This window comes from Citreicoccus inhibens, assembly GCF_019039035.1.
Classification (GTDB): Bacteria; Myxococcota; Myxococcia; order Myxococcales; family Myxococcaceae; genus Citreicoccus; species Citreicoccus inhibens.
Genome location: NZ_JAHNZT010000065.1, coordinates 1 through 16,876 on the forward strand (window position 1 = coordinate 1; position 16,876 = coordinate 16,876).

Sequence of the window (16,876 nt, forward strand, 5' to 3'; positions counted from 1 at the left end):
CGATGAAGCCGCGCCTCATGGAGAAGGTGGGCTCCTTCCCGCTCCTCTTCATTCACGGCACTCAAGGCAGCGGCAAGTCGAGCATGTGCACTGAAGTCTTTTGGCCCCTCTTCGGCGTGCCAGGCGCCGACGCCTACAGCGTGACGGAGACGGAGTTCGCCCTCGTGAAGCTGCTGTCCGCCACGCGCTCCGTGCCGGTGGTGGCCGACGAGTACAAGCCCTACGACATGCCGCTGCACCGGCTCCAACTCTTGCACCGCTACATGCGGCGCCTCTACCGCGGGGAGACGGAGGAGCGAGGCCGCTCGGACTTGTCGGTGGTGAGCTACCGCTTGCACGCGCCGCTGTGCGTGGCGGGCGAGACTCGCCCCACGGAGGCAGCCCTCCTCGAGCGCCTTCTCACCGTCAACCCCGAGAAGGCGACGCTGAAGCGACGCGACTGCAGGGCGGCCTTCCGCAAGCTGAAGTCCGTCAACCTCGCCCTCTTCGCACCGCGGTACATTCAATTCTGCCTGGGGCGTGACTTCGCCAAGGACTTCCAGGTGGCCCGGACGGTGGCGGACGTCCTCCTCGAAGGACGAGAAGTGCCTCCGCGCGTCGTCGACAATCTGGCGGCCATGCTGCTGGGCATTCACCTCTTCGAGGAGTTCGCGCAGGAGTGCGGCTACTCGCTGCCAGTGGACTTGGGGGCCCGCGAAGCAGTCGACGCCGTATTGGCAGATATCCTCGAAGCGGAAGCCGGGGTGAAGAATGCCCTCGACACCTTCCTCGAGATGCTGGGCGTCATGGCCGTTCAAGGGCATTTGCGGCACCGGGTGCATTACGTCTTCGAGGGCGACCGCCTCTACCTGCACCTGGAGAGTGCGTACGACGCCTTCCGGGCCCACTGCAAACGCATCGACTACGAGGGCGAGGTGGTGGACACGAGGGCCTTGCGACGCCTGCTGCAGGAGAACCTCCGCGAAGGGGGCTACGTCGTCGCCCTGAATGAGCGTGTTTGTTTCGACGGGCGAATGAACCGCCGGCGCGCGGTGGTGCTGGACTTGTCTCGCACGCACCTCGCCTCGGTGGGGGACTTCCCTTGCTCCACCGAGGGTGTCCGCGATTGGCGTGCGCGCAGTGGTGGCTATGACTCCGCAACAGAAGAGGCCAATGGGTAGTGGGCTGCCAGCGGTGTGCCTCGCGGCGAGTGGCCGCGAGGCACGAAGGCCGCGTGCGAATGTCCCCCCATGCTTGCAGGTGGCCTTTGTCATGGTGATGAGCCCGAAATTGTCGAAGCAGGAATGTGTCGCCGCGGACGAACGGCCGAGTGCCCCGCGACAGCGACGCGAGGATGCAGTCGACGTACTCGCCGAGGCCCTCTGGGAACTCTGGCTGCGCCGACATGCGCAGCTGCAACGACAGGCGCCAACGTGGGGCACGAAGGAGAGCGCGCATGGCTGAGTCTCGGACTCTCGACTTGTCTTCTTCTGGGGACAGAGCGTCCATGGGGTTCGCCCGAGGGCGCGCAGCCCTGGGAAAAGGAGACACCGTGGCGAAGAAGGAGACTGCGCGCGCCGCGCGTAAGCAGTTGGCGGACCTGCCGCAGCAACTGGCTGCCTTGGCCAGCATGTCGGTGCCGGAGTTGGCGGAGAAGTACCAGGAGCTGTACGGCGAGCCCACGCGCAGCCGCAACCGGGACTACTTGCGAAAGCGCCTGGCCTTCCGCATTCAAGAATTGGCGGAAGGCGGACTCTCCACGCGGGCTGTCGCACGCATTGCGGAGCTGGGGGACAAGCTGCCTGAGCGCTGGAGGATGCGGCAGGTGGAGGATGCGAAACCCTCCGTGCCGCCTCCGCCAGCCGTTGCGGACGCACGTGCGCCTGCTGCGGACGGGCGCGACGCGCGGCTGCCGCCGCTGGGGACGGTGCTGACGCGCGTCTTCAAGGGCACGCAGCACCGAGTGACGGTGCGCGAGGGCGGGATTGAGTACGAGGGCCAGCTTCACCGCAGCCTCTCCAGCGTGGCCAAGCTGATTACGGGCACTGCCTGGAATGGCTTCACCTTCTTCAGCCTAAAGGACGGCGGCTCGAAGGCGGTGGCGCGATGAGCGGCCCTTCCTTCTTCCAGACGCACATGGGGCAGCGCTTCTACGAGACGACGATGCCAAGCCTCGTCCGAGAGATGCGGCGCCTCAACGACAGCGTGGAGCTATTGGTGGCCGTGGCGGAGCGCCTCGCTGGGCCGCCGCCAGCCACGAGCGACGAGTCCGCGCGGCCGGCGAAGCCAGGAAAGAATCCGGAGGAGGAATGAGGAAGGGCAAGCCGACGCCGACGGACGCGAAGCGCTGCGCCGTCTACACCCGCAAGTCCACCGCCGCGGGGCTGGAGATGGAGTTCAACAGCCTGGATGCGCAGCGCGAGGCCTGCCTCGCGTACGTGCAACGCCAGTCAGGCTGGACGCTGGTGGATGAGCGGTACGACGACGGTGGCTTCACCGGGGCGAACATGGAGCGGCCTGCCTTCCAGCGGTTGCTCCAAGACGTGGACGCGGGCCGGGTGGACGTAGTTGTTGTCTACAAGGTGGACCGCCTCTCGCGCTCCCTGCTCGACTTCGCGAAAGTCATGGAGCGCCTCAACATGGCGGGCGCCTCCTTCGTCTCGGTGACGCAGAACTTCAGCACTGCAGACGCGATGGGGCGGCTGACGTTGAACATGCTGATGTCCTTCGCCGAGTTTGAGCGGGAGATGATTTCGGAGCGCACGCGGGACAAGGTGGCCGCCGCGCGCCGCAAGGGGAAGTGGACGGGAGGCCGCGCACCGCTGGGCTACGACGTGGTGGACAAGCGCCTGGTGGTGAATGAGTACGAGGCGGTGGTAGTGCGGGAGGCCTTCGAGTTGTACCTCCAGCACGGGACGGCTGCTGCGGTGGCGCAGCTCCTCAACGAGCGCGGCCGGCAGACGAAGCGCTACGCGGCCCAGAATGGTGCCACCCGCGCCGCTCGGGCGTGGGCGACGCAGGATGTGCTGCGCCTGTTGCGCAGCCCTCTCTACGCGGGCCTAACGCCCTACGGCCAGGAGACGCACCAGGGGGAACACCCGGCCTTGGTGGACTGGGGCGTCTTCAGCCGGGTGCAGGCGATGTTGGAGGGACGCAGCCCCGGGCTCCAGTCGCACGGGCGCAACCCCGACTACGTGCTAAGGGGCCTGCTGCGCTGCGGCCTGTGCGGCGAGGCGATGACTCCCGGCAGCACGCGCAAGGGCCAGCGTGAGTACCGGTACTACCGCTGCGTCACCCGGGACAAGTGCGGCAAGAAGGGCTGCCGGGCGGCCCCGCTCCCGGCACCCGCGCTAGAGGACTTCGTCGTCGCGAGGCTCCGGGAGGCCTCGGTGGGCGGGGCGCTCGCGGGGGACGTCTACGCCCGCCTCGCCGCGCGCATGGAGGCGAAGCACCAGGCCCTCCGCACCGAGCGCATGCAACTGCCGAAGGAGCTGGCTCGGGCCGCCAAGGAGTCGGAGAGGTGGGTGGATTCGCTTTCCAAGCTGGACGGCCCTGCCCGTCGTGTCGTCGAGGCAAAGCTGACGGCAGCGGAGGAGGAGGCCGTCCGCTTGAAGCAGCGTCTGGCGCAAGTTGAGCGCGCGCTGGATGCGGTGAAGGGGGAAGAGCTGGAGGCGGCCTGGGTGGCCCAGTCCTTGGCGGACTTCAGTGTGGTGTGTGGGGCCCTGACGGCTGTCAACCGGGGACGCCTGTTGCGCGCCCTCGTGGGCCGCGTGGTGGTGAATGAGGCGACGGGCCAGGTGGACGTGCACTTGGCCCACGCCGGTGACGGTGCCCCGCCCGAGCGTGGTGAGGCCGCGGCATGAGCACGAGCGTTGCTCCGACGCAGGGGCACATAGTTAGCGCGCGCTTTCACCGCGTGCACCGCAGGGCGGGCGTGAAGTTGCGCGAGGGGCAACCCCGTCCGCCGCTGGCGGAGTCCAGGCGTCCGTCCCACGTGGCCCGCATGCTGGCGCTTGCCCACCATGTCGAAGCCGCCATTTGCCGCAGACAGGTGCAGAGTGCCGCGGACATGGCCTGTCAGCTGGAGTTCACCCGGGCGCGCGTCACGCAGCTGCTCGACTTGGTGTTGCTGGCCCCCGACATCCAGGAGGCGGTGTTGTTTCTGGATGCGGTGGACGGGGTAGAGCCTCTGAGTGAGCGGCGCCTTCGGGCCATTGCCCACGCTGAAAACTGGGGCGTGCAGCGCGAGAAGTGGCGCGCGTTGGTTGATTCGTGCCGAATCAAACCATGCGGGAATTCTGAAGCAGGTGTTGCGTTGGAATTCTAGGAGTTCGTGTATTGTCGATGCAGCGGCAAATGGTTTCTCAATACGGCGGGCGTGAGGCTCGCAGAGAGTGCGCGACGTGACGATTCAGAATGACATGATGGGCGCCATTCGTGCCGTGGTGGCGGACGAGGTGGCGAAGACGCTGGGCCGCCAAGTGGAACTCCTGGAACAGATTGCCCGCTACCTGGGCGTCGTCCCCAGCCGTGCACCGGCCTTGAAGCGCGCCTCGGCAGCTGCGGCCCTGAAGCGCGAGGTGGCGAAGGTGCCGGCTGCGAAGGTGAAGTCTCCGGCTCCCAAGCGGCGTGGACGTCCGCGGAAGGTGAGCGCCGAGGTTGCGCCTGGAGCCTCCAGCCAGGAGTCGGCCGCGTCTCCTTTCAAGGCGGGGCAGCAGGTGCGCTACAAGCAGGGGCGGGGTTCTTTCACTGCGCAGGTGACATCCATCAACGAGAAGGCAGGGACTGTGACTCTGGCGCGAGACAGTGACGGCAAGCAGGTGGTGCGGCCCTTTGCGAAGGTAGAGGCGGCATGAGTTTGGGCGAGCCTCTCCATCTTCGAATTGGAGTCTGAGAGGGGGTTGTCGAACCAGCCTGATGGGTCGACAACACCCTCTTAGGTGACGGGCCGCTTGTCGGCGACGGCTCCTCGCCGTCCGCCGTCGTCGCGGCGCTCCGCCCAGCGGCGCACGCAGCCCTGCGAAACTCTGTGACGCGCCGCCGTTGCGATCCCCCCAATGTCGGTACGGCGCCGTCTCAGAGCCATCCGGAGTTTCCGTCCCATTCGCGGATGGACATCAACACCTCTCCGCGCAGCTACGGAATACCGTTGATTTTCTCCAAGATGCGTGTGGTCAAGAGCTCCGTCATGATAACCAAGAGTCGATTGTGTCCCAAGCCCTCCCCCTGGGACCGCGCATTCATTCCGCCGTCGTCCTTCGTGGCTTCTACCCACTCAGGGTGCCCGACGCCCACGTCACCGAGGCGAAATGACACGAAGCGTTGGGCTGAAGAATCAGTGTTCCCTTTTTTGCAGGACCAGGTGGTTGCCCCCGGAGAGACCTGGGCGCTGTAACAGCAAGGGAACGAGATAACCGTTCGTGTTCCCTTGATGACCCCGATGTCGACGACGTCATCCTGGCTCAGCTGGTTGAAAGCGAGCCCCACGTAAACCGACGTGACGAGATGACTCAGGGACGGCGCCAGCCAGTACCCCGCACCTGCATTTTCCAGCTTTCCTTCGATTCGAAACCGGACGTACACGGTCGTCACGGAACCCTGATAGGTATTCGGCATCATGGGGGCGTCCGGGTGCTTCTCGACCTCCATACCGGTAGCTTGGAGAATCTCAGTTGCATTGCTTACCCAAACTCGGACCCCGGGTATGTTGGGTACCGACGTCTCGCCGGGCGCTGTCTCTGGAACCGTGTTTTTGCGCGGAAGTTTATAAAGCGGTACTAACTTCGGGGGGTTGATACTTTCCAGAGGAACCTCATTGTGAAGCATCGACACCAACTGCTCCTCCAACGCTGAAAGAGGGTTCTGGGTAGAGCCATTGTCAAGCCAGCTGCTCGAAGATGAACTGGGGGCATCCGATGGGACCCTTTTCGGCTTATTTCCCCCAAGGAGTTTTTGGACGCCCTCGCTGAACGCGTGAGGAGGCCGTTGAACAGGTGGCCCTTTGCATACGGTATAGCAATCAAAACACCCGGCGCCTTTCTTGGCGCATTCATCCCCGGAGGAGGGGCACGAAGGCTTGTGGCACATTCTCAGACTCCTTCACTTGAGAAATTCTGTAGGATAAAAGCATATGGCGGACCAGCATGCGCAGCCAGTCCTTTAGGCGCTCACGGTGCGGCGCGGGGTAGCCGTCCGGCGAGCGACGTTGCGGGAGGCATTGCCGGGGTAGTAGTCGTGGTGGGCCCTGGCCAGGATGTCGAGGCCGGTTGAGAAGCAGGAGTGGCTCTCGGTCGCCAAGGCTTTCGAGGCGGGCGGCCTGACGCAGAAGGAATTCTCCGCGCGGCAAGGGTTGCGGCTGAGCACGCTGCCGTCGCGGGTGTACCAGCGCCGACGCCAGCGTGCTTGGAAGACTCCGGCAGTTCGCCTGTTGCCGGTGGACGGTGACGACCGTCGCGCAGGTGAGTCACTTGCCGCTCGAGGTGGTGCTGGCCACCGGAGCACGGCTGCGGTTCCCCGTGGGCGCCGACGTCAACTACGTCGCTGGACTTGTCACCACGCTGGGCGGGTGAGGTGTGTTCACGCTTCCCTCGTCCGTGCGTGTGGTGCCGGTCACCGAGGCGGTGGACATGCACAAGTCGATTGATGGCCTCATGGTGCTGGTGAAGTCCGTCTGGAGTAAAGACGTCGACTCCGGCCACCTCTTCGCCTTCATCTCGAGGCGAGGAGCCTGCAGCAAGGTGCTTCGGTGGGGCAGAAGGTCCGCTACAAGCAGAGGCGGGGAACCATCCTGGCCACGGTGACGGCCATCGACGCCCAGGCCAGGGCGGCGACGCTGGAGCGCGTGGGGGATGGCAAGACGGTGGTGCGTCCCTTCGAGAATGTCGCGGCAGCCTGAGGCTTGGCGCGCTACAGGCGCCGCTGCTGGAGCGTGACAGTAAGAGGCGGCTGGGGCGCCGCAATGGGCGCTGCCCCATCTCCGTCACCCTGCTTTGCCTGTCATGTCGTCGAGCTGGCCCTACGCGATGGCCCGGTAATGGGGGACGACTTCGACGGTGAGCACCTCCTGCATTTCCTTCCGTGCTCCGTCGAGGTCCCCTGCATGCTGGCGCTCGTACATTCGGTGCAGCGCACTCGTGAGGCGGCGGGCGCCTTCGTGGATTCGCTGCGACGAGTCGCGCAAGAGACTCAACGCACCCTCCTCGGAGGCAAGCGCTGTCTGGGCGTCGGCCTCGCTGAGGCCCACCTCTGAGGCCGTCCGTCGCAGCAGCGCCTTCGTTTCCTCTGTGAGGGCCAGTGGCTCTCCCTGGGAGAAGATGCGACGCGCCAGGGTGCGGATGGGGCTCCATGCGATTTCATTGTCCATAGGGCTCGTTCCTTTCTCGTGCCGCGTCCATGGCCCGCCCCTCCAGCTCGTTCTCGGTTTTGCCCACAGCCAATTGCCCTCTTGGGCATTCCGAGAGGGCTGAGGCCCTCTCTACCCAGGCGAGGGCTATGCCATTCCAGGCGGAGCGTGGAGGCTGTGAGTCCTCTGGGAGTGCCTCAAGGGCTTCACACACGTCCTCTTGGCATGTTACTTGGGAGGTGCGTCAATGAACCTGGAAGGTGCCTGGTGGCGCACCCCGCATTCTTGCGTGGTTGCCCGTGGCCCAGTCGGTGTGGAGGCATTCCCATGACGAAGAGCCTAGTAGAGCGGACGACGGAAGACTTACCGCCCAGGAGAGCGCCGCCCACCCCAGACTCTCCTCGCTACCTCTTCACGCTGGGCGACGTGCGTTACGAGGCGGTGCGGGAGCTGGAGGTGCGCGCGAATGGCGAGGTGCTGCTGGAGGTGCAGCGGCGCGTGGCGGACGAGTCTCTGTCGGGCCCCTGCCTCGTCCGTCGCCTCCCCAGTCCCATGGAGTACCTGGGCCGCAGGCGCCTGGCGGAGGAGATGCAACTGGCCTTCGCTCTTCAGCACCCGGGAATCGCCCAGGTCTTCCACGTCGAATTGGACGAGGAGGAGGACGTCCCGTACGTCGTCATGGAGTACGTGGAGGGGCCCTCACTGGAGACGCTGGTGACGGCGGCTGTCGTGCGCGGGAAGCCCCTCCCGGTGGCCTTCGCCCTCTACGTCGGGGCCGAGTTGGCGGACGCGCTCCACTACGCGCACACTCTGACGAGTCCGAGAGGAAGGCCGCTGGGCATTATTCACCGGGACGTCAGCCCTCGGCACGTCATTGTCGGCAAGTACGGAGAGGTGAAGCTGCTGGACTTCGGCTCCGCGTACTCGCTGCTGGTGGGGCGCGAGGAGTCGCCAGAGAGTCTGCTGCGGGGCGACGTCGCGTACGTCAGCCCGGAGTACCTCGAGCGGGAGCCTCTGACGCCGCGCTCCGACGTCTTCAGCCTGGCCTCTCTCTTGGTGGAAGTCCTGTCGGGCCTGCACCTCTTTGACGTGCAGGACGTGCCACCCAGGGCGAAGGAGAGTCAGCTCCGGCTGGAGAAGCAGCCTACGCTTCCGCTGAAGCAGATGGAGGCGCTCATGCCCACCCTCGACGCGGACTTCGTCGAGAGGGCGGTGTCCCGGCTTCCTCCCGAAGTCAAAGCCGTGCTGCACACGGCCCTGCGGCTCAACCCGGATGAGAGATTCGCCTCGGCGGCGGACCTGCGCGATGCCCTCCGCGGTGCGGCCCAGGCATTGTCGGCACAGCCCTATGGGCGCGCGGAGGCAGCGCGAGAAGCCGCCCTCGTAGTGTCCGAAGGCGGGGGCATGCGCGACAAGGTGGAGTTCGGCGAGGGCGGCCTCTACCCCGAGGGGCTGGATTCGCACGAGCTGAGAGTACTCAGCAAGACATAGGGCCTACTGCGCAATGTTCCGAGTCTGGGCTGTCAGAGGCAGGTAATCGCGTTGGCACCGCACGTCGAGTTTCCAGGCGCAACTCGTGGTGTTCTCAGTGGGGCGCGCGCATTTTAGCTCGTGTCGAATGGGGGAGCGCCTGGGTCGCTGAAATGGGAAGCTCTGCGCGGTTGTGGCTTCCTTAAGCGAAAGGTTGCGCGAACATGAAGCTGTGGATGATGTTTGCTGGGGTGGCGCTGCTCTCGGTGGGGTGCTCGGGGCTGGATGGCGAAGAGGCCTCGTCGTTCGAACGAGAATTGCCTAGTCCCACGCAAACCACTCAGATGGTAATTCCGCTAGGGACTGAGTCTCTTGACGCAAGCACACCCACCCCTCCCCATGACACCCTGGCATGTGCTGCCAGCCTGGGCTTTTGTCGCCGTACTCCTTGTCCTCCCCAGGAAGGTGCGATTGGTACGTGTGCAAACGGGGCTCTGAATTGCTGCATTCCACTGCCCCCGTAGTGAGAGGGGCCAGTGAGTGATGTTTTGGAGCCGGCTCCCTGCGGGCGTGCCGGCTCGTTGCAGGGGCTGGGCCGGATGCGCGCGCGCCTCACCGTGTGTGGGTATCGTCCCTGGGGGAGCAGTCGGGGTGACGAAGGCGCTGCGAGCGAGCGGCGAGCCGTAGCGGCCCGCCGCTCGCGAAGCTGTCAGCGGGCCAACTCGGTGGTGATGCGGACGAGCGCGTCTAGCTTCCGCTCGTCCAGCTTCCTCGCCAGGAAGAGAAGCCGGCGAAGGTTGCTGTCGTCCTCGGGGTGGGTGCGAGGGCCCTTCGCCGATGAGTCCGCGAGGCCCAGCAAGTCCTCCGGGGAGAGCATCAGCTCGGTGCAGAGGCGGTACAGCGTCGGGACGCTGGGCAGCATTTGCCCGCGCTCCAGCCGGCTGTAGACGGGAGGCACCAGCCCCACGCGGTCGGCGACCTCCGCCTGAGTGAGGCCCATCTGCTCCCGAGCCGCGCGACTAATGGCGCCAATGGTGGCTGCAAGGTCTTCATTCATGAGGTGCTCGTGACTCTACCCAAAATGGAGTGTGGAGGCAGTCAACGGAAGCCTCGCAGGAAGCGAAGGAGCGCAAAGGCTTGGCGCTCATCGAGCTGGCGCATGCGGTGCAGTAGCTCCTTCCGGGCGGAGGAGATGGAGGCTTCGCTCGCAGGTAGGTTGTAAGGGAAGCCCATTAGCTCATTCGGCGAGAGCCCCAGGGCGGTGCAGATTCGGTAGAGGGTGGGGAGGCTGGGCAGCAGGCGCCCGCGCTCGAGTCGCTGGTAGACGGAGGTGGCAATCTCCGAGCGGCTGGCGACCTCGGCCTGAGTGAGGCGAGCGCGCAGGCGGGCCTCGCGCGCCGTCTCGCCAAGCACCTGCGAGAGTGGGCGAGGGGGCCCTTCGGCTGGAGGAGGCGGGGCGGGCGGGTGGATGAACATGCCCAAATCATACCGAGGTAGCTTTGAAATTGCACCTGTCAGGTGCAGTCATCAGGGCTTCAGACTTGCTGCCAGAAGGAGAGTGCACCTGCTTTCCCGGGGCTTCTGGTAGCGTCCGGCCCGCGCCGGGGAGGGTGCTGAATGCACGGAGCCGCAGTCCTGTTGTCCGCAGTCTCCGAGAGGAAGTCGCCATGAGGGACGACGGCCCCCCGGCCGTGCTGTTCCCCGGGGACGTGGTGAAGGGCTACACGGTGGTGCGGCAGTTGGACAAGGGCGGCTTCGGCACCGTGTACCTCGCCACGAATGACGGGCAGCCCTGCGCGTTGAAGCTGGTGGAGCGGCAGCGCGTGGAGGGGCGGGTGGAGAAGGAAGTCTCCATTCTCCTGCGCTTGAGTCACCCCAACGTGGTGGGCATTCGCGGCTTCTCGTACTGGCAGGACAAGGGGCGAGACTACGCCCTCATCGCCATGGAGTACGTCGAGGGGCGCAAGCTGAGCACGTGGGTGAGGGAGGAGAACCCCTCGGCCCAGCAGGTGGCGAAGGTGACGCTCGACGTGGCGCGGGCCCTGGCGGCCTCGCATGCGGCGGGAGTGGTGCACCGGGACGTGAAGGACGCCAACGTCATGGTGCGCGCCGCGGACGGCCTGGCGGTGCTGGTGGACTACGGCATTGGAGCCTACAAGGGCGCCCCAGGCGTCACCCAGTCCCTGCTGCCGCCCGGTACCATGGAGTACCGGCCGCCTGAGGCCTGGCTCTTCATTCGGCAGCACCTGGGGCAAAGCAGCGCCCGCTACGAGTCCGTGCCTTCGGATGACGTGTGGGCCCTGGGCATTGTCCTCTACCGCCTCCTCACGGCGAGGTGGCCCTTCGACGAAGGGACAGATGCAAGCTACGTCGAGGGTGTCATCCGCAAGTCTCCCGTGCCTCCTCACCTCGCCAACCGCTTCGTCCCTGCGGGACTCGGCCTGTTGTGCATGCGGCTGCTGGAGAAGGAGCCCGCCGCGCGTCCCGACGCGAATGCTGTCTGCGTGGCCCTCGAAGGGCTATTGGCCCAGGCGGAGGGGGAAGCTTGGACGACTCCCCTCTGCGACACGTACGGGCCGCAGTCCGCGACGACGGAGGGTGGGGACGACAAGTGGTTGAAGTGGATGAAAGTCCCGCTGCGCAAGCTGCGCCGAGGGGTGCCTCCTGGCCCAGGGCCTGCTGCGCTTCCGCAGAGGCCTGCCGAAGCCCCACCCGAGAATGCACCCGTGGCCTTGGCTCCTGCGCTGCCTCCTGGCGCGGGAGCTGCTCTCTCCAAGGAGTCGTCGCGGCCTGACCCGATGCGCGAGGCGGCGGACTTGTCACGCGCGATGACGGAGTCCTTTGTCCCCGAGGTGGGGCGGCGCACCTCTTACTCGCGTCTTAGGAAAGGGCGGGTGCTGGGAGCGGGCCTGCTCTGCGTGGCCTTCGCCTCGGGGGCTTTTCTCCTTCGCCCGGCCGCCCCTCTACATGGGGCTTCAGCCCACAGCCAAGAAGTAGCGCGTAATGCAAAGAACCCTGAAGCTGCCCGAGCCGCAGCTCCAACCGGGCCGGAGGCAACACCTGCGGCCGTCGCGCCAGACGCGGCGAATCCCAAGGTGACAGCCACCGTGACGACGCCGAAGAGTGACACTCCCCCAGTCCCCCCGGTTTCAACGAAGCGGGCCGCGAAGAGCGCGGGCGCGACGCTGGCCGCAACGGCCCTTTGCGGCGCGCTGGCCTGCACGGGCGCGCAAGTGCGCCCTCCTCCGGAGCCCGAGCAGTGCCCGCCGGGCGCTGAGGAGGGCATGCGAAAGCTAGGCATGAAGATTGGGCGCGAGGAGGGTGGATCCTTCGTCCAGGGGGAAGAGAGGGTCATCACGGTGAAGGAAGGCCCTGCTCAGATCCTCCTGGGGACTGCAGCCGGGGCTACATTGTCTGGGCGGCTCATTGTGGCGGACCGGGTCTATGTCCGGCTGACTCGGGCGCGCACCAGCAAGGGAAGCTTCCCCGTATGCATGGAGGTGCTGGACACCTCAAGCAATCGTGGGTTGGCGATAAAAGATGGAGGGGGGGATTCGGGGAAGGCTCGTGTGTACTCTGCCGTCGGCGTCAAAGCAGTGAGCGAGTTTGAATGAAGTATCTCGGTCGCGCTTGACAGACGCTCGTGAGTTGCAGCGGTGTCGCTGCTGGCTTGGTCGAGGAGAAACGTCGCGTGCATCATTCCCTGTCGGCCGTGCTGCTATTCTTCCTCCTCGCTGGCGAAGGGCCGGCGCTGGCGCAGTCGCCCCCGGCTGTCGCAGGGCTGAGCATTCGTCGAATCGAGCTGGTCTCGGATGATGGGCAGGCGGCGACTGAAGTCGCGGTGAGCCCAGGGCTCTCGACGGTGTTTCTCTTTGACGCGGATCTGAGTCGGGACGGAGTAATGATCGAGGGCCGCGAGCGCTTTTCGGTGCTGGATGCGGGCCTCAGTACATTGCGTTTGGTTCCGTCAGAGCGAGTCTCCGCGGGGGAACGGCTCAAGATGACGGTGCGCTTCCAGGACGGAGCGGCCCCGGCAAGTGCGACGTTTGTTCTGGTCGCGCATCCCGCTCGGTCGGAGGCGCTTGTCGAAGTCTATCGACGCAAGAGGGGCGTCGAGACCTACCAGGAGGAGGTTCGGCAGGCACGCATTGAGGTCGAGAAGTGCAAGGAGGAGAACGAGCGTCTGCGCATGGAGCAAAGTGCTCCGGACGGGTTGACGGGCCTCATCTCGACAGAGGTTCTCAGTGGGTACGGCGTTGAATTCCGCGACCTGACCGAGGTTGCCGCTCTGGCCCCAGGAGTGGCAGTCGCCAAACATCGTGTTCGGGCATATCGCGCGGCACGCCGGGTGGCTATCGAGGTCAGGCTCAAGCCAGGCGAGGGCGTCCAACCGTGGATGGCCAAAGAGGCCACTCTCCGGGGCAAGGCCGGCGAGGAGCTGAGGGTCCTTCAGGTGTGGCAGTCCGGCCCCCTCGTCGCGGGCCCAGGTTTCCAGCGCGTGGTGGTAGAGGCCGAGTCCTCGTCAGAGTCCCCTCAAGGCTCGTTTATGCTCAAGCTCTGGGATGCCGATGGACGCCGGACCGTCACCCTCACCAATGTAGTCTTCCCGTAGGGGGCCTCCGGCGCTGCGCCGTCTGAAGACGACCCGCATCCGTCGTGAAGGGGGCTTGTCGGGAATGTCCTTTTAGGGTTCAATTAACTGCATCTGTTGGATGCAGTCTTGGTGGAGTCCTGGGGGACCCGTGAACCTCTCCGTGTGGAAGTGTGCGCGAGCACGTGCTCGCCCGTCGTCTCGCCGCGGTGCTGAGCACGCCGAGGGCGACGCCTCCGATCCGCCGTCGTAAGTCTCTGTTGAACTCGAACGTGGGCGTCGGGCGCCCTGGTGGTGTGTGCGGTTGCCGTTCTTCGGGCTCGGGGAAGGTCGTCTGCGCCCTCTCGAAGGGGCCGCTTCGGCCAGCGCCCTGACGCCTTCTTCGTCAGTCCTGTCCTGTTCGCGAAGGAGATCATCACGACGCCGGGGCCTTCCGGCGTCATAGCGGGACACGTCTGCCTTTCGCTGGAATCGTCATGCGGCGCTGGGGTCTCCCGGAGTCGTAGCGGGATGCGTCTGTCTTTCGGAGAAGCTGTGGTGCGGCGCTGGAGTTCCCAGCCGCCGTAGCGGGAGTCGTCCGTCCATGCGCTGGCTCTGCCAGGCGGTAGGCGACTCCCTCAGTGCAATGCAGTCGCCCGCGGACTGGCGCCCTGCCGGCCCGAATGGGGGACCTCTGTCTTTGGCCCCGGCCGGGGCCCTTTCAGGAGGCGTCGATGTGCACGTGTCGGAGCTGGGCCATTGTGGCCGTGCTGCTGTCTGGAGTCGTGCGAGCGGAGGTGCCGCCCGAGTACAAGGGCATCCCCGGGCTTGACGAAAGCATTCTGCTCGAGCCGGGCGCGGACGAGTTGGGCGAGGAGGACTCCGTCGACGCTGATGGCACTGCGGAGGAGAGTGATTCGCCTCCCCCCGCGTCCAGTCCACCGTCGCGCTGGTCAAACCGACTCAGTCTGGAGACGACGACGTGGGCGTTGTTGCCACGCAAGGGGGCTGACCGAGACGAGGGCTTCCTTCAGGTGCACCCGCGTCTGGAGGTCGTCAATCCAGGACTGCTCCAACTCGAGCTGGGCGCTCCAGTGCGACTGCGGATGTGGGGAAGAGAGGCGGGCGCCAGTCTGGTGCGCAAGGAGGACTGGGACGAGCTCTCCGACTGGGGCCAGGTGGTACAAATGCTGACGCTGGGGGGCGATGCACCGAACTTCGTGTGGGTGGGGGCCCTGGAGTCCTACACGCTGCTGTCCGGGCACCTAGTGCGCCGCTACAACAACCGGGGCAACCCGGACTACCACCCTGCGGGGGCGGTGGTGACGGGCATGCTGAGGCCCTTCTACGTGGAGGCCTTCGCCTCGGACGTGCTGGGCGCGCGGCTGCTGGGGGCGGAAGTCGTCCTGGACATGCAGCACCTCCTCATGGGCCGCCAGCCGTACCCCATGCAGTACACGCTGGCGCTGTCCGCAGTGCATGACTGGGGCAAGGCGGGAGGGACGTCGGAGCCGATGACGCTGGCCCACCTCGATGGGACGGCCATTCTCGTGCGGCGCCGCAACCCCGAGGGGGGCTTTGAGCTGCAGGCGAATGCGGGCTGGGGTGGACGCCCCGGAGAGGGCGGCGCGTGGGGCGCGGTAGCGGGGCTGGGCGCGGAGTACCTGACCTCGAGGATGGACCTGCGAGCGCGTCTGGAGGGCCGCCTCCAGCGCGGAGGCTTCCGACAGGGGGCCTTCGGCCCGGACTACGAGCTGGCGCGCTTCCGGGTAGCGGGCCCGACTGCCATGCCCCAGGCGGACGCACCCTTCCCGGACGGGTACTCGGCCTATGGCGAGGTGATTCTGAGCTGGGACGCGGAGAGCCTGAGTGTCCTGGGGCAGCGCCACTTCCGCTTGTCGATGGGCACCGAGGTGTTCACCTGGGGACGGGTGGACGTGGACGGCCGGCTGGAGACGCAGCTCTTCCACCGCAACCTCTCAGTCGGGGTGGGCGGCGTCGGGGTGGGCGCGGGCCAGCCGGGGGCGCGCTACCTCGCCTCGGCCCAGGCTCGATGGCGCTTCCTAGGGGGGAAGCTATACGCGGTAGGGCAGGGCGGCACGCTGCTCTTCCCGACAGCGGAAGGGACGCTGCGGCCAGGCGCCTTCGCGTCGGTAGGGCTGGGGGTGGACAATGCGCGCTGAGCGGCCCTCGCGCGGCGGGCTTGGCCTCGCGCTGGTGGTGGCTCTCCTGTCCTCCGGGTGTGCCTCGTTGCAGGCGAGGCCGGGCCAGACGGGCCGTGGGGCGGCCCTACCCTTCAGTCCCCTTTCCGTGCCCTCCCATTCCGCGAGGAGTGCGGCGACGGGTGTGTACCAGGGGGAGGCGTCGGGCTCCGCGGTTGGGACGCCAGAGCCGGCGCCGATGGGCTACCGGCGAGCGCCTGTCGGCAATGCCGTCAACAAGAAGGGAGCGCGGGGCTCGGACGAGGAGGGCGAGGCCTTTGTTTGTGGCGGCAAGGCTCTGCCCTCGGGCTGGCCCCGCCTGGACTCCAGTCGGGAGGTGCTGGCGCCCTTCCTGGCGTGTACCTCGCCCGCGGAGTTCGTGGCCATGCAGCGCGGGGTGGACATGTCCGCCCTGGTGGAGTCCCTCACGGACTGGGACGCCGTCCTCCTGGGGGCCCGGGGGCCGATGGACGCGCTGGCCTCGGCCGTCCTCAGCCGCAAGCGCGCGGCCTTCGTCGTCACCTCCGTCGAGAAGTACGGCGTGCCGTACTCCGAAGTGCTCGCCCTCTTCGTTCTCCACTCGTCCTTCGACGATGAGCTGCGCGAGGTGGTGCAGCGGCTGGCCCGCGACAAGCAGCTGAGGGAGACGCTGGGCGCCATGTCCGTCGTCCGCGAGGAACTGAAGCGACGCGGATTGGCGTTGGAGGGCTTCCCGGAGCGGAGCGAACAGGCAGGTGACGTGCTGCGCGGGCTGGGGCGAGTCGGCCGGGACATGCTCTCCAGCAGCCCGGCGAGTGTTGAGGCCCAGTTCTCGGACCTCATGACAGTGAAGCGCAGCCAGCTTCCACCGCCGTACCAGGACGCGCTCGACGAAGTGCGCAAGGCGCTATCGGCGAGGCACTACGCGCCTGGAAGCGTCGCGGCCGGAGCCTTCGACCACCTCACCTTCGGTGTGCCCGTGGGCTTCTTTCACCTGGTGGTAGGGACGGGGCACGGGGCGTACTCACTGGCGCGGGGCAAGTATGAGCAGGCCACCCGCGAGCTGACTCCGGCTGCGCTGATGGTGGCGCTGTATGCCAGTGGCAAGGGCGCCCGAGCCCTCGCGGAGGCGACGCCCAGTGAGCGGGCGAGCCTGCGGCGGCTCGCGCTGCCGGACGTTGAAGAGCTGAAGGCCGCCGTGAAGGAGTTGGAGGAGCGAATCGGCCCCGACGCTTTTCGCGACCTCTTCCCCATCCTACGCGGCAGTCGTGAGTTCGCCTTCGACGCTGCGACGGCGGGACCGGCTGGTCTCGCTGTCCTCGTTGAGTTCCGTGG

16 protein-coding genes and 2 pseudogenes are annotated in these 16,876 nt (G+C 66.5%); 14 read left to right on the top strand and 4 right to left on the bottom strand.

Translation table 11 applies throughout. The features are described 5' to 3' along the window. From KRR26_RS35160 to KRR26_RS35185, 6 genes and pseudogenes are all read left to right on the top strand, one after another. Positions 1 to 1,160, top strand: a pseudogene (locus tag KRR26_RS35160) (hypothetical protein); the annotation flags it as partial. Between the two features lie 371 nt (positions 1,161 to 1,531). Continuing rightward, positions 1,532 to 2,089 carry a DUF2924 domain-containing protein gene (locus KRR26_RS35165; RefSeq protein WP_217082018.1) on the top strand — a complete coding sequence of 186 codons (558 nt, stop codon included), beginning with the start codon at positions 1,532 to 1,534 and terminating at the stop codon, positions 2,087 to 2,089. Then, complete coding sequence (locus tag KRR26_RS35170) at positions 2,086 to 2,292, top strand: hypothetical protein (protein WP_217082019.1); 207 nt, start codon at positions 2,086 to 2,088, stop codon at positions 2,290 to 2,292. Before KRR26_RS35165 ends, KRR26_RS35170 begins: the two co-directional genes overlap by 4 nt. Then, positions 2,289 to 3,842 (top strand): recombinase family protein, encoded by a 1,554-nt coding sequence (locus tag KRR26_RS35175; RefSeq protein ID WP_217082020.1) that lies wholly within the window; start codon positions 2,289 to 2,291, stop codon positions 3,840 to 3,842. Before KRR26_RS35170 ends, KRR26_RS35175 begins: the two co-directional genes overlap by 4 nt. 131 nt (positions 3,843 to 3,973) lie before the next feature. Beyond that, the gene (locus KRR26_RS35180) at positions 3,974 to 4,306 is read left to right on the top strand and encodes a hypothetical protein (RefSeq protein ID WP_236069523.1); all 333 of its coding nucleotides are present in this window, start codon (positions 3,974 to 3,976) and stop codon (positions 4,304 to 4,306) included. A gap of 76 nt (positions 4,307 to 4,382) precedes the next feature. Next, on the top strand, positions 4,383 to 4,835 hold the full coding sequence (locus KRR26_RS35185) for a PspA (RefSeq protein WP_321202819.1): 453 nt from the start codon (positions 4,383 to 4,385) through the stop codon (positions 4,833 to 4,835). 280 nt (positions 4,836 to 5,115) lie between these two features. Here the strand turns inward: KRR26_RS35185 and KRR26_RS35190 are convergent, their stop codons facing one another. Beyond that, positions 5,116 to 5,628 (bottom strand): hypothetical protein, encoded by a 513-nt coding sequence (locus KRR26_RS35190; protein WP_120211080.1) that lies wholly within the window; start codon positions 5,626 to 5,628, stop codon positions 5,116 to 5,118. Positions 5,629 to 6,377: 749 nt separating this feature from the next. Here KRR26_RS35190 and KRR26_RS37200 point away from each other — a divergent pair. The 3 genes from KRR26_RS37200 to KRR26_RS35205 all read left to right on the top strand — a co-directional run bounded on the left by KRR26_RS37200 (position 6,378) and on the right by KRR26_RS35205 (position 6,874). Beyond that, the gene (locus KRR26_RS37200) at positions 6,378 to 6,548 is read left to right on the top strand and encodes a hypothetical protein (protein ID WP_158611618.1); all 171 of its coding nucleotides are present in this window, start codon (positions 6,378 to 6,380) and stop codon (positions 6,546 to 6,548) included. A gap of 81 nt (positions 6,549 to 6,629) precedes the next feature. Continuing rightward, complete coding sequence (locus KRR26_RS37930; RefSeq protein ID WP_407931760.1) at positions 6,630 to 6,779, top strand: hypothetical protein; 150 nt, start codon at positions 6,630 to 6,632, stop codon at positions 6,777 to 6,779. Beyond that, positions 6,725 to 6,874: a hypothetical protein gene (locus tag KRR26_RS35205; protein ID WP_199723989.1), complete on the top strand. Its 150-nt coding sequence runs from the start codon at positions 6,725 to 6,727 to the stop codon at positions 6,872 to 6,874. Before KRR26_RS37930 ends, KRR26_RS35205 begins: the two co-directional genes overlap by 55 nt. A gap of 120 nt (positions 6,875 to 6,994) precedes the next feature. Here the strand turns inward: KRR26_RS35205 and KRR26_RS35210 are convergent, their stop codons facing one another. Next, on the bottom strand, positions 6,995 to 7,342 hold the full coding sequence (locus KRR26_RS35210) for a DUSAM domain-containing protein (RefSeq protein ID WP_217082022.1): 348 nt from the start codon (positions 7,340 to 7,342) through the stop codon (positions 6,995 to 6,997). A gap of 306 nt (positions 7,343 to 7,648) precedes the next feature. Between KRR26_RS35210 and KRR26_RS35215 the strand changes: the two genes are divergently transcribed. Then, the gene (locus tag KRR26_RS35215) at positions 7,649 to 8,812 is read left to right on the top strand and encodes a serine/threonine-protein kinase (protein ID WP_217082023.1); all 1,164 of its coding nucleotides are present in this window, start codon (positions 7,649 to 7,651) and stop codon (positions 8,810 to 8,812) included. 688 nt (positions 8,813 to 9,500) lie between these two features. On the opposite strand, the gene KRR26_RS35220 is transcribed toward KRR26_RS35215, so the two are convergent. Both KRR26_RS35220 and KRR26_RS35225 read right to left on the bottom strand, forming a co-directional pair. Further along, entirely contained in the window at positions 9,501 to 9,848 is a 348-nt protein-coding gene (locus tag KRR26_RS35220; protein ID WP_217082024.1) for a helix-turn-helix domain-containing protein, read from the bottom strand. Between the two features lie 41 nt (positions 9,849 to 9,889). Continuing rightward, positions 9,890 to 10,267 carry a helix-turn-helix domain-containing protein gene (locus KRR26_RS35225; RefSeq protein WP_217082025.1) on the bottom strand — a complete coding sequence of 126 codons (378 nt, stop codon included), beginning with the start codon at positions 10,265 to 10,267 and terminating at the stop codon, positions 9,890 to 9,892. Between the two features lie 191 nt (positions 10,268 to 10,458). Between KRR26_RS35225 and KRR26_RS35230 the strand changes: the two genes are divergently transcribed. The 4 genes and pseudogenes from KRR26_RS35230 to KRR26_RS35245 all read left to right on the top strand — a co-directional run. Then, a complete protein-coding gene (locus KRR26_RS35230; protein WP_217082027.1) occupies positions 10,459 to 12,405 on the top strand; it encodes a serine/threonine protein kinase in 1,947 nt (648 codons plus the stop codon). Positions 12,406 to 12,482: 77 nt separating this feature from the next. After that, positions 12,483 to 13,403 carry a DUF2381 family protein gene (locus tag KRR26_RS35235; protein ID WP_217082029.1) on the top strand — a complete coding sequence of 307 codons (921 nt, stop codon included), beginning with the start codon at positions 12,483 to 12,485 and terminating at the stop codon, positions 13,401 to 13,403. A gap of 692 nt (positions 13,404 to 14,095) precedes the next feature. After that, positions 14,096 to 15,544, top strand: coding sequence for a hypothetical protein (locus KRR26_RS35240; protein WP_217082030.1), 1,449 nt, complete (start codon positions 14,096 to 14,098; stop codon positions 15,542 to 15,544). Further along, positions 15,534 to 16,876: pseudogene (locus KRR26_RS35245) on the top strand (hypothetical protein); the annotation flags it as partial. The gene KRR26_RS35240 and the pseudogene KRR26_RS35245, both read left to right, overlap by 11 nt.

Excerpts from the sequence above, each read along its gene's own strand:
- KRR26_RS35170 (WP_217082019.1), top strand. The coding sequence starts at position 2,086 with ATGAGCGGCCCTTCCTTCTTCCAGACGCACATGGGGCAGCGCTTCTAC.
- KRR26_RS35175 (WP_217082020.1), top strand. The coding sequence starts at position 2,289 with ATGAGGAAGGGCAAGCCGACGCCGACGGACGCGAAGCGCTGCGCCGTC.
- KRR26_RS35190 (WP_120211080.1), bottom strand. The coding sequence starts at position 5,628 with ATGGAGGTCGAGAAGCACCCGGACGCCCCCATGATGCCGAATACCTAT.
- KRR26_RS37930 (WP_407931760.1), top strand. The coding sequence starts at position 6,630 with ATGGTGCTGGTGAAGTCCGTCTGGAGTAAAGACGTCGACTCCGGCCAC.
- KRR26_RS35210 (WP_217082022.1), bottom strand. The coding sequence starts at position 7,342 with ATGGACAATGAAATCGCATGGAGCCCCATCCGCACCCTGGCGCGTCGC.
- KRR26_RS35215 (WP_217082023.1), top strand. The coding sequence starts at position 7,649 with ATGACGAAGAGCCTAGTAGAGCGGACGACGGAAGACTTACCGCCCAGG.
- KRR26_RS35220 (WP_217082024.1), bottom strand. The coding sequence starts at position 9,848 with ATGAATGAAGACCTTGCAGCCACCATTGGCGCCATTAGTCGCGCGGCT.
- KRR26_RS35225 (WP_217082025.1), bottom strand. The coding sequence starts at position 10,267 with ATGTTCATCCACCCGCCCGCCCCGCCTCCTCCAGCCGAAGGGCCCCCT.
- KRR26_RS35230 (WP_217082027.1), top strand. The coding sequence starts at position 10,459 with ATGAGGGACGACGGCCCCCCGGCCGTGCTGTTCCCCGGGGACGTGGTG.
- KRR26_RS35240 (WP_217082030.1), top strand. The coding sequence starts at position 14,096 with ATGTGCACGTGTCGGAGCTGGGCCATTGTGGCCGTGCTGCTGTCTGGA.